The organism is Streptomyces lonarensis (assembly GCF_012033735.1).
Taxonomy (GTDB): domain Bacteria; phylum Actinomycetota; class Actinomycetes; order Streptomycetales; family Streptomycetaceae; genus Streptomyces; species Streptomyces lonarensis.
Map to the genome: position 1 here is coordinate 1 of NZ_JAAVJD010000088.1, position 9,797 is coordinate 9,797.

The 9,797-nt window shown below is 73.0% G+C and carries 9 protein-coding genes; all 9 read left to right on the forward strand.

Going from position 1 to position 9,797, the window contains the following annotated elements; genetic code table 11:
• The coding region (locus HCN56_RS13095) for a hypothetical protein (RefSeq protein ID WP_209312680.1) at positions 1–604 on the forward strand (604 nt) is incomplete at its 5' end.
• Between the two features lie 86 nt (positions 605–690).
• Positions 691–2,814 carry an excinuclease ABC subunit UvrC gene (gene uvrC / locus HCN56_RS13100; RefSeq protein ID WP_167970630.1) on the forward strand — a complete coding sequence of 708 codons (2,124 nt, stop codon included), beginning with the start codon at positions 691–693 and terminating at the stop codon, positions 2,812–2,814.
• A gap of 159 nt (positions 2,815–2,973) precedes the next feature.
• Positions 2,974–3,870: an RNase adapter RapZ gene (rapZ, locus tag HCN56_RS13105; RefSeq protein ID WP_167970658.1), complete on the forward strand. Its 897-nt coding sequence runs from the start codon at positions 2,974–2,976 to the stop codon at positions 3,868–3,870.
• Positions 3,870–4,913, forward strand: coding sequence for a gluconeogenesis factor YvcK family protein (locus tag HCN56_RS13110; RefSeq protein WP_167970632.1), 1,044 nt, complete (start codon positions 3,870–3,872; stop codon positions 4,911–4,913). Before rapZ ends, HCN56_RS13110 begins: the two co-directional genes overlap by 1 nt.
• Positions 4,904–5,881 (forward strand): DNA-binding protein WhiA, encoded by a 978-nt coding sequence (gene whiA, locus HCN56_RS13115; protein WP_167970634.1) that lies wholly within the window; start codon positions 4,904–4,906, stop codon positions 5,879–5,881. Before HCN56_RS13110 ends, whiA begins: the two co-directional genes overlap by 10 nt.
• A gap of 273 nt (positions 5,882–6,154) precedes the next feature.
• On the forward strand, positions 6,155–7,159 hold the full coding sequence (gene gap / locus HCN56_RS13120; RefSeq protein ID WP_167970636.1) for a type I glyceraldehyde-3-phosphate dehydrogenase: 1,005 nt from the start codon (positions 6,155–6,157) through the stop codon (positions 7,157–7,159).
• A gap of 73 nt (positions 7,160–7,232) precedes the next feature.
• Positions 7,233–8,459, forward strand: a complete 1,227-nt coding sequence (locus HCN56_RS13125; RefSeq protein WP_167970638.1) for a phosphoglycerate kinase — start codon at positions 7,233–7,235, stop codon at positions 8,457–8,459.
• Between the two features lie 70 nt (positions 8,460–8,529).
• Complete coding sequence (gene tpiA, locus HCN56_RS13130) at positions 8,530–9,306, forward strand: triose-phosphate isomerase (protein WP_167970640.1); 777 nt, start codon at positions 8,530–8,532, stop codon at positions 9,304–9,306.
• Positions 9,307–9,526: 220 nt separating this feature from the next.
• On the forward strand, positions 9,527–9,754 hold the full coding sequence (gene secG / locus HCN56_RS13135) for a preprotein translocase subunit SecG (protein ID WP_376770873.1): 228 nt from the start codon (positions 9,527–9,529) through the stop codon (positions 9,752–9,754).
• The last annotated feature ends 43 nt before the right edge of the window (positions 9,755–9,797 follow it).

Here is a 9,797-nt window from a genome sequence, read left to right on the forward strand (position 1 = left end):
CTTTGCCGCGGGCGGCGCCCTCGCCGGGCTGGACCCCGCCCTCCTGCCGCTCCCGGCGCTCGCCGCCGGCTGGGTCGGCCACGGGCTGACCGCCACCGCCGCGCGGTTCTCGCTGTGGCGCGCCGCCGGCCGGGAGCCCGTCGTCCCCGCCGTCGCGCGGGCCGTGGCCGACGGACTGCACACCGCCGGACTGGTCGACCGCGGCGCTGCGGCGGTCACCGTGGAACCCGACGGCGAGGGTGTGCACCGGATCGGCCTGGCCGGCGCCGCCCCTGCGGCCTCCGAGCTGTTCGCCGTCGCGCTGGACGAGGCGATCGGGGTCGTCACCGCTCCCCGCTACCTGCTGCCCCGCCACCTGGCCCCGTCGCCCGGGCCGCGCACCGTCCTGCGGCCCGCCCCCAACGCCGTGGTGCAGCACGCCGTGCCGACGGTGCTGGGCGAGAACCGGCGGCGGGCGGACGGGTACGCCGACGCCTGGAACCGGTACGTCAGCACCGGCCGACCGGTCTGGACCCGCTCGCCCGAGGGGACCGGGCTGCTCGCCGCCTTCGCCGGCCGGTCGCCGCTGGACGTCACCACCGCGCTCCGCCTCGGCTGGCACTGAGCGGCCGCTGCGCCGCCGTGGCGGCCCGGTCCCCGCAGGGGCGTCCGCCGACACGGGCTGTGGGTGGCGAGCCGTAGGGTGGCAGCATGGCCGACCCCACCAGCTACCGCCCCCGCCCCGGGGAGATCCCCGACTCGCCGGGCGTCTACCGCTTCCGGGACGAGCACCGCCGGGTCATCTACGTCGGCAAGGCCATCAGCTTGCGCAGCAGGCTCTCCTCGTACTTCCAGGACCTCACCAACCTCCACCCCCGGACCGCCACGATGGTCACCACCGCCGCCTCGGTGGAGTGGACCGTGGTCTCCACCGAGGTCGAGGCGCTCCAGCTGGAGTACTCCTGGATCAAGGAGTACGACCCCCGGTTCAACGTCAAGTACCGCGACGACAAGAGCTACCCGTCGCTGGCGGTCACGATGAACGAGGAGTTCCCCCGCGCCCAGGTGATGCGCGGCCCGAAGAAGAAGGGCGTCCGCTACTTCGGCCCCTACGCCCACGCCTGGGCGATCCGCGAGACCGTCGACCTGCTGCTGCGCGCCTTTCCCGTCCGCACCTGCTCGGCCGGGGTGTTCAAGCGTGCCCACCAGGTGGGCCGCCCCTGCCTGCTGGGGTACATCGACAAGTGCTCGGCGCCGTGCGTCGGGCGCGTCACCCCCGAGGAGCACCGCGAACTCGCCGAGCGGTTCTGCGACTTCATGGCGGGCCGCACCGGCGGCCACCTGCGGCGGCTGGAGGCGGAGATGCAGCACGCCTCCGAGGAGATGGAGTTCGAGCGTGCGGCCCGCATCCGGGACGACATCGACGCGCTGCGCCGGGCCATGGAGAAGAACGCCGTCGTCCTCGACGACGCCACCGACGCCGACCTGATCGCGCTCGCCGAGGACGAACTGGAGGCGGCCGTGCAGATCTTCCACGTCCGCGCCGGCCGGGTCCGGGGGCAGCGCGGCTGGGTCACCGACCGGGTCGAGGAGATCAGCAGCGCCGAACTGGTCGTCCACGCCGTGCAGCAGCTCTACGGCGACGAGACCGGCGACGGCGGGTCCGGCGGCACGGGAGGCGTCCCCCGCGAGGTGCTGGTGCCGGTGCTGCCCGAGCTGGTCGAGCCGCTGGAGCAGTGGCTGTCGCAGCGGCGGGGCTCCCGGGTCGACCTGCGGGTGCCGCGCCGCGGCGACAAGCGCGCCCTGCTGGAAACGGTCGAGCGCAACGCCAAGCAGTCGCTCACCCTGCACAAGACCAAGCGGGCCTCCGACCTCACCACCCGGTCGCGCGCCCTCGAGGAGATCGCTGAGGCGCTGGACCTGCCGAGCGCGCCGCTGCGGGTCGAGTGCTACGACATCTCCCATCTCCAGGGTGATGATGTGGTCGGCTCGATGGTGGTGTTCGAGGACGGCCTGGCCCGAAAGAGTGAGTACCGCAACTTCACCATCAAGGGATTCGCCGGACAGGACGATGTCCGGGCCATGCACGAGGTGATCTCCCGGCGGTTCCGCCGCTACCTGCGGGAGACGGAGCAGACCGGCGAGTGGGTGGACGGCGACCCCGCCGCCCACCCCGGCGCCCACGGCGCGGCCGCCGCAGGGGAGACCGGGACCGGGACCGCCGGCGCGGACGGCCCCGGCGGGCCCGACGGGCCCGACGCGGACGGCCACCCGGACGCCCCGTACGCGCCCGGCGAGCAGAGCCCGCCGGTCGGCCCCCGGGACGAGGACGGCCGCCCCCGGCGCTTCGCCTACCCGCCGCAGCTGGTGGTGGTCGACGGCGGCCCCGCCCAGGTGGCGGCGGCCCGCCGCGCCATGGACGAGCTCGGCGTCGACGACGTCGCGGTCTGCGGGCTGGCGAAGCGGCTGGAGGAGGTCTGGCTCCCCGGCGACGAGGACCCGGTGATCCTGCCGCGGACCAGTGAGGGGTTGTACCTGCTCCAGCGGGTACGCGACGAGGCGCACCGGTTCGCGCTGCGTCACCAGCGCGGCCGCCGGGCGAAGACCGTGCGGCGCGGTCCGCTCGACGAGGTCCCGGGCCTCGGCGAGACCCGCCGCAAGGCGCTGCTGCGGCATTTCGGCTCGGTCAAACGGCTTCGGGAGGCGACGGTGGAGGAGATCTGCGAGGTGCCCGGCGTCGGTCGGCGCACCGCCGAGAACGTGGCGGCGGCGCTCGCCGCGGGGCCCGCGCGGCCTGCCGTCAACACGGCCACCGGTGAGATCATCGAGAACTGAAACGAGCGGCGCGCGCGGCGGCGGACCAGTCGGCCGCGATCGCGACCGGGCGGGCGGCAGTGCGGCCCCGGCCCGCGCGCCCTTCATCGAGCACGGCGACGGCGGGGGTAGGACACCATGAGTGAAGAGAGCAGAATCGGCGTGAGTGCTGACGAGTTGATGGCCAACGGAGCACCCGGTGGCGAGGAGTTGCTGACCACGCCCGAGCTGGTGATCATCTCCGGGATGTCCGGGGCGGGCCGGTCGACGGCAGCCAAGTGCCTGGAGGACCTCGGCTGGTTCGTGGTCGACAACCTGCCGCCGGCGCTGATCACCACGATGGTCGACCTCGGCGCGCGCTCCGCGGGGAACGTCGCCCGGATCGCCGTCGTCGTGGACGTGCGCGGCCGTTCCTTCTTCGACAACCTGCGCGAATCACTTTCGGACCTGGCGGCCAAGACGGTGACCCGCCGCATCGTCTTCCTGGAGGCGTCCGACGATGCCCTGGTCCGCCGCTTCGAGTCGGTCCGCCGGCCCCACCCCCTCCAGGGCGACGGCCGGATCGTGGACGGCATCGCCGCCGAGCGCGACCTGCTGCGCGAGCTGCGCGGCGACGCCGACCTCGTCATCGACACCTCCAACCTCAACGTCCACGAGCTGCGCGCCAAGATGGACGCCCAGTTCGCCGAGGGCGGCGAGCCGGCGCTGCGCGCCACCGTGATGTCGTTCGGTTACAAGTACGGCCTGCCGGTCGATGCCGACCACGTCGTCGACTGCCGGTTCCTCCCCAACCCCCACTGGGTGCCGGAGCTGCGGCCGTTCACCGGGACCAGCCCCGAGGTCGCCGGGTACGTCTTCGACCAGCCCGGCGCCAAGGAGTTCCTGGACCGCTACACGGAGTTGCTGCGGCTGATCGCCACCGGCTACCGGCGCGAGGGGAAGCGCTACGTCACCATCGCCGTCGGCTGCACCGGCGGGAAGCACCGCAGCGTCGCCATGTCCGAGCGGTTGGCGCGCACCCTCGCCGACGAGGGCGTCGAGACCACCGTGGTGCACCGGGACATGGGACGGGAGTAATGCCTCCCGAAGCCAGGCCGCGGCGCCTGGGACCCGTCCGTGCCGCGCGCATCCGGCGGCCGCTGCGCGGCCGGCGCGGGGCCGCGCCCAAGGTGGTGGCGCTCGGCGGCGGGCACGGCTTGTCGGCCTCGCTCACCGCGCTGCGGCGCATCACCGGTGAACTCACCGCCGTGGTGACCGTCGCCGACGACGGCGGCTCCAGCGGCCGGCTGCGCGACGAGCTGGGGGTGCTGCCCCCCGGCGACCTGCGCAAGGCGCTGGCGGCGCTGTGCGGCGACGACGACTGGGGACGCACCTGGTCGGAGGTGGTGCAGCACCGCTTCAAGAGCGAGGGGCAGCTGCACGACCACGCCGTCGGCAACCTGCTGATCGTCGCGCTCTGGGAGCAGTTGGGCGACCACGTGCAGGCGCTGGACCTCGTCGGCAAGCTCCTCGGTGCCCACGGCCGGGTGCTGCCGATGTCCGCGGTGCCGCTGGAACTCACCGCGCTGGTACGGGGCCACGACCCGGTCCGCCCCGAGGAGACCGCCTCCGTCCGGGGGCAGGCGACGGTGGCGCTGACCCCGGGCGAGGTGCAGCGCGTGCGGCTCGACCCGGCCGACCCGCCGGCGGTGCCCGAGGCGGTGGCGGCGGTCCGCGAGGCGGACTGGGTGGTGCTCGGCCCGGGTTCGTGGTTCACCTCGGTGATCCCGCACCTGCTGGTCCCCGAACTGCTCCAGGCCCTGACCGAGACCAAGGCCCGGCGTGTCCTCTCGCTCAACCTCGCGCCGCAACCCGGGGAAACCGAGGGGTTCTCTCCGCAGCGTCATGTGGAGGTTTTGGTACAACACGCCCCTAAACTCACCTTTGACGTGGTGCTGGCCGACCAGGACGCCGTGCCGGACTTCGGCAGCCTGGAGGCCGCCGCCGGACGGATCGGCGCCGCCGTCGAGCTCGCGCCGGTGGCCGCGCAGGACGGTACGCCCCGGCACGACCCGGAGCTGCTGGCCGCCGCGTACGACCGTATTTTCAGGATGCATGGAAGGATCGGCCCATGGCGATGACCGCTGCGGTGAAGGACGAGATCTCCCGGCTGCCGGTGACGCGCACCTGCTGCCGCAAGTCGGAGGTCTCCTCGACCCTGCGGTTCGCGGGCGGCCTCCACCTGGTGAGCGGCAGGATCGTGATCGAGGCCGAGTTGGACACCGGCATCGCCGCGCGCCGGCTGCGCCGGGACATCCTGGAGATCTTCGGACACTCCTCGGACCTCGTGGTGATGGCCCCCGGCGGGCTGCGCCGCGGCAGCCGCTACGTCGTCCGCGTCGTCGCCGGCGGCGAGCAGCTCGCACGGCAGACCGGCCTGGTCGACGGGCGGGGGCGGCCGATCCGCGGCCTGCCGCCGCAGGTCGTCTCGGGGGCGACCTGCGACGCCGAGTCCGCCTGGCGCGGCGCCTTCCTCGCCCACGGCTCGCTCACCGAGCCGGGCCGCTCCTCCTCGCTGGAGGTCACCTGCCCCGGCCCCGAGGCCGCGCTGGCGCTGGTCGGCGCCGCCCGGCGGCTCCAGATCGCCGCCAAGGCGCGCGAGGTCCGCAACGTGGACCGCGTCGTCGTCCGTGACGGTGACGCGATCGGCGCGCTGCTGACGCGGCTGGGCGCCCACGAGTCGGTGCTGGCCTGGGAGGAGCGGCGGATGCGCCGCGAGGTGCGCGCCACCGCCAACCGCCTCGCCAACTTCGACGACGCCAACCTCCGCCGCTCCGCCCGCGCCGCCGTCGCCGCGGGTGCCCGCGTGCAGCGCGCGCTGGAGATCCTGGGCGACGAGGTCCCCGAGCACCTCGCCGCCGCCGGCAAGCTCCGCATGGAGCACAAGCAGGCCTCGCTGGAGGAGCTGGGAGCGCTGGCCGACCCGGTGCTGACCAAGGACGCGGTCGCCGGCCGTATCCGGCGGCTGCTGGCCATGGCCGACAAGCGCGCCCAGGACCTCGGTATCGCCGGTACCGAGTCCAGCCTCACGGAGGAGATGGTCGGCTGAGACGCCGGCCCCCTTCCGGGGCGTGCCGGTACCGCCGCGTGCGGGCCGCCCGCCCCGGTTCCGGTGCCCTCCCGGCCGCCCGGCCGGGGAGGCGCCCCGCACCGCCGCCCGACGCCGTGCGGCCGGTGTCCGACCGCACCGCCCACCGTGTCCGGTACTCCGCCACCGGTGTCAGCACCGCGAGGACCGGCGCGGTAGGGTCGAACACGGTCGGGGACATCCCAAACAGCTTCGCCGGTGTCGCCACCGGCGTACCAACGAGGAGATCGGTTCGTGACGATCCGCGTAGGAATCAACGGCTTCGGCCGCATCGGCCGTAACTACTTCCGCGCCCTCCTGGAGCAGGGTGCGGACGTCGAGATCGTGGCTGTCAACGACCTGGGTGACACCGCGACCACCGCGCACCTCCTGAAGTACGACTCGATCCTGGGTCGTCTGAAGGCCGAGGTCTCGCACACCGCCGACACCATCACCGTCGACGGCAAGACCGTCAAGGTGCTCTCCGAGCGCGACCCCGCCGACATCCCGTGGGGCGAGCTGGGCGTGGACATCGTCATCGAGTCCACCGGCATCTTCACCAAGCGCGACGCCGCCGCCAAGCACCTCACCGCCGGCGCCAAGAAGGTCCTCATCTCCGCCCCCGCCTCCGACGAGGACATCACCGTGGTGATGGGCGTCAACCACGAGGACTACGACCCGGCGCAGCACCACGTCATCTCCAACGCCTCCTGCACCACCAACTGCGTGGCGCCGATGGCCAAGGTGCTGGACGAGAGCTTCGGCCTGGTCAAGGGCATGATGACCACGGTCCACGCCTACACCAACGACCAGCGCATCCTGGACTTCCCGCACAAGGACCTGCGCCGCGCCCGCGCCGCCGCGGAGAACATCATCCCGACCTCCACCGGTGCCGCCAAGGCCACCGCGCTGGTCCTCCCGCAGCTCAAGGGCAAGCTGGACGGCATCGCGATGCGCGTCCCGGTCCCCACCGGCTCCGTCACCGACCTGGTGGTCGAGCTGAGCCGCGAGGTCACCCGCGACGAGGTCAACGCCGCGTTCCAGAAGGCCGCCGAGGGCGAGCTGAAGGGCATCCTGGAGTACACCGAGGACCCGATCGTCTCCTCGGACATCGTCAACTGGCCCGCCTCCTGCACCCTGGACTCGCAGCTCACCATGAGCCAGGGCAAGCAGGTCAAGATCGTCGGCTGGTACGACAACGAGTGGGGTTACTCCAACCGCCTGGTGGACCTCACCGTCTTCGTCGGTGAGAAGCTCTGAGACAGGCCGGTACATCACGTCGGGACAGGGTCCGTGCTGAGCACGGGCCCTGTGCCGTGACAGGAGCCCTTTCATGAAGACGATCGACACCCTGATCGCGGAGGGCGTGGCCGGCCGCCGCGTCTTCGTCCGCGCCGACCTGAACGTGCCGCTCGCCGGCGACGGCGACGCCGCGCGCACCATCACCGACGACGGCCGCATCCGCGCCGTGCTGCCCACGCTGCGCGCCCTGCTGGGCGCCGGCGCCCGCGTGGTCGTCGCCTCCCACCTCGGCCGTCCCAAGGGCGCGCCGGAGCAGCGGTTCTCCCTCGCCCCGGTCGCCGCCCGCCTCGGTGAACTGCTCGGCCAGGACGTCGCGTTCGCAGCCGACACCGACGGCGAGTCCGCCCGCGCCACCGTCGCGGCGCTGGGCGACGGCCAGGTGGCGCTGCTGGAGAACCTCCGGTTCAGCCCGGGGGAGACCTCCAAGGACGACGCCGAGCGCGGTGCCTTCGCGGACCGCCTCGCCGAGCTGGCCGACCTCTACGTCGGCGACGGCTTCGGCGCCGTCCACCGCAAGCACGCCTCGGTCTTCGACCTGCCGGCACGGCTGCCCCACGCCGCCGGTGAGCTGATCGCCACCGAGGTCGGCGTGCTGCGCCGCCTCACCGACGACGTCTCCCGTCCCTACGCCGTCGTGCTCGGCGGCGCGAAGGTCTCGGACAAGCTCGGCGTCATCGACCACCTGCTGGAGCGCGCGGACCGCATCCTCGTCGGCGGCGGCATGGTCTTCACCTTCCTGAAGGCGCAGGGCCACGAGGTCGGCTCCTCGCTGCTCCAGGAGGACCAGCTGCCCGTGGTGCGCGAGTACCTGGAGCGCGCGGAGAAGCGGGGCGTGGAGTTCGTGCTGCCGGTCGACGTCGTCGCCGCGGCCGCCTTCCCGGACCTGGAGACCAAGGCGAGCGCCGACCCGGCGGTCGTCCCGGCCGACGCGATCCCCGCGGGGCTCATGGGCCTGGACATCGGCCCGGAGTCCGGCGCGCTGTACGCCGCCAAGCTCGCCGACGCGGCCACCGTCTTCTGGAACGGCCCGATGGGCGTCTTCGAGCACCCGGAGTTCGCCGCGGGTACCCGCGCCGTGGCTCAGGGGCTGCTGGACAGCTCGGCGTTCACCGTCGTCGGCGGCGGCGACTCCGCGGCCGCGGTCCGCCTGCTCGGCTTCGACGAGAACGCCTTCGGCCACATCTCGACCGGCGGCGGCGCCAGTCTGGAGTACCTGGAGGGCAAGACCCTGCCGGGGCTCGTCGCCCTGGAGGACTGACGGTGCGCGACCGCACCCACACCAGCGGGCCGGTCCCTCCGGCCCACCACCGATTTGTAGGGGACCCGTCATGACCACCCGCACGCCGCTGATGGCGGGCAACTGGAAGATGAACCTCAACCACCTCGAGGCCATCGCCCACACGCAGAAGCTCGCCTTCACCCTCGAGGACGAGGACTTCGAGCACGTCGAGGTCGCCGTCCTGGTGCCCTTCACCGACCTGCGGTCGGTGCAGACCCTGGTCGCCGGCGACAAGCTGAAGATCAAGTACGGCGCCCAGGACCTCTCGGCGCACGAGTCCGGCGCCTACACCGGTGAGGTCTCCGGCGCGATGCTCGCCAAGCTGGGCACGCACTACGTGGCCGTCGGCCACTCCGAGCGCCGCCAGTACCACGGCGAGAACGAGGCGCTCTGCAACGCCAAGGTCAAGGCCGCCTTCGCCCACGGGGTCACGCCGATCCTGTGCATCGGTGAGGGGCTGGACATCCGCAAGGCGGGCGAGCACGTCCCGTACACCCTGACCCAGCTCGACGGCGCGCTCGACGGGGTCCCGGCCGCGCAGGCCGCCACCGTCGTCATCGCCTACGAGCCGGTGTGGGCCATCGGCACCGGCGAGGTCGCGACCCCGGAGGACGCGCAGGAGGTCTGCGGCGCGATCCGGGTGCGGCTGGCCGAGCTGTACGACCAGGAGGTCGCCGACGCCGTGCGCATCCAGTACGGCGGTTCCGTCAAGTCGGGGAACGTCGCGGCGATCATGTCGCAGCCCGACGTGGACGGCGCGCTGGTCGGCGGCGCCTCGCTCGACGCCGACGAGTTCGTGCGGATCGTCCGCTTCCGGGACCAGTAGGACCCGGTCCGGCCGCCCCGGCCGCCCCACGGGGAACGTGACCGCGCGGTCACGTTCCGGTGCCGCGGGGGCGGACGGCGCGGCCGGCGGCGGGTAGGCTGTCCCCGCCGTCACCACCGTGCGCACCGTGCGCGGTGCCAGGTGGGGCCGCACCGGTGAGTGTGTCTCCCGCAGCCTGTACATTGGGCCCGTTCGTCCGTCCAGAGAGTAGGTCCGTTCCGTGGAAACCGGATTGCAGGTCGCACTTATCCTGTTCAGCTTCCTGCTGGGGCTCCTGGTGCTCATGCACAAGGGCAAGGGCGGCGGTCTCTCCGACATGTTCGGCGGCGGCATGCAGTCGTCGGTCGGTGGTTCCTCGGTCGCCGAGCGCAACCTCGACCGCATGACGATCGTGGTGGCGCTGATCTGGTTCGGGATCGTCGTGGCCCTCGGGTTGCTGATGAAGTAGGCGGATCGCGCCCCAGACCTCCTGCGCGTCTTCCGGGGTCGCG

Coding starts and splice junctions, on each gene's coding strand:
- uvrC (WP_167970630.1), top strand. CDS start 691: ATGGCCGACCCCACCAGCTACCGCCCCCGCCCCGGGGAGATCCCCGAC.
- rapZ (WP_167970658.1), top strand. CDS start 2,974: ATGGCCAACGGAGCACCCGGTGGCGAGGAGTTGCTGACCACGCCCGAG.
- HCN56_RS13110 (WP_167970632.1), top strand. CDS start 3,870: ATGCCTCCCGAAGCCAGGCCGCGGCGCCTGGGACCCGTCCGTGCCGCG.
- whiA (WP_167970634.1), top strand. CDS start 4,904: ATGGCGATGACCGCTGCGGTGAAGGACGAGATCTCCCGGCTGCCGGTG.
- HCN56_RS13125 (WP_167970638.1), top strand. CDS start 7,233: ATGAAGACGATCGACACCCTGATCGCGGAGGGCGTGGCCGGCCGCCGC.
- tpiA (WP_167970640.1), top strand. CDS start 8,530: ATGACCACCCGCACGCCGCTGATGGCGGGCAACTGGAAGATGAACCTC.